This window comes from Haladaptatus rarus, assembly GCF_054177585.1.
Genome location: NZ_JBPEHG010000046.1, coordinates 1 through 735 on the forward strand (window position 1 = coordinate 1; position 735 = coordinate 735).

General features: G+C 53.9%; 1 protein-coding gene. It reads left to right on the forward strand.

The annotated features are described in order from the left end of the window. The first annotated feature begins 45 nt into the window (after nt 1-45). Complete coding sequence (locus tag ACR3FE_RS27760) at nt 46-726, forward strand: IS6 family transposase (protein ID WP_458211088.1); 681 nt, start codon at nt 46-48, stop codon at nt 724-726. The last annotated feature ends 9 nt before the right edge of the window (nt 727-735 follow it).

Below are 735 nucleotides of genomic sequence, written 5' to 3' on the forward strand. Positions count from 1 at the left end.
GGCACTGTCTAGATAAGGACGAGCAGGTCGAAGAGCTAGTGATTCATGCTACTCTCGAACCTGCTCAAAAAGAGTTTAGAGACGGCTACGCTTGAATGTTGGGAGCGTGAGCGGACGGAGACGCCCGTCAGGGCGTTCGCCGTCCGGCTCCACGCGACCGGTTGTTCACTCAGGGAAACAAAAGGGATTCTCGCACTCCTCGGCGTAAAACGGTCGCATCAAGCAATTTTCCAATGGGTTCATCGAGTATCTGACAGCGTCTCCGACCCGCCGTCGGCGACGCCGACGCGGGTCGCGGTTGACGAAACCGCTGTCAAAATTAACGGCGAGTGGTCTTGGGTGTACGCTGCAATAGACACCGAAACAAAGTTACTGCTCGATGTCAAAGTGTTTGATCGGCATGGGACCGATCAAGCGGCTGCGTTTCTGTCTGGATTGGCCGAGAAACACGATCTCTCTGACACTGTGTTTCTCGTTGATGGCTACGGCTATCGGACTGCCCTCTTTCGAATTGGATTGAGCGGTCACCTTGACTATACCGAGCGAAACCTGATCGAAAAATGGTTTCACACGCTCAAGCAGAGGATCGACCGCTTCCATACGTCATGGGTGGGCAGTCGGCCAAGCGTCCAGCAGTGGCTTGAACAGTTTGTGCATTACTATAACCATCAACGACCGCATCAATCGCTCAACAACCGAACGCCTGTCGAGGAGGAGCTAAACTAGACAGTGCCA

Bases quoted from the DNA above. Each gene is read 5' to 3' on its own strand.
- ACR3FE_RS27760 (WP_458211088.1), top strand. From the start codon at position 46: ATGCTACTCTCGAACCTGCTCAAAAAGAGTTTAGAGACGGCTACGCTT.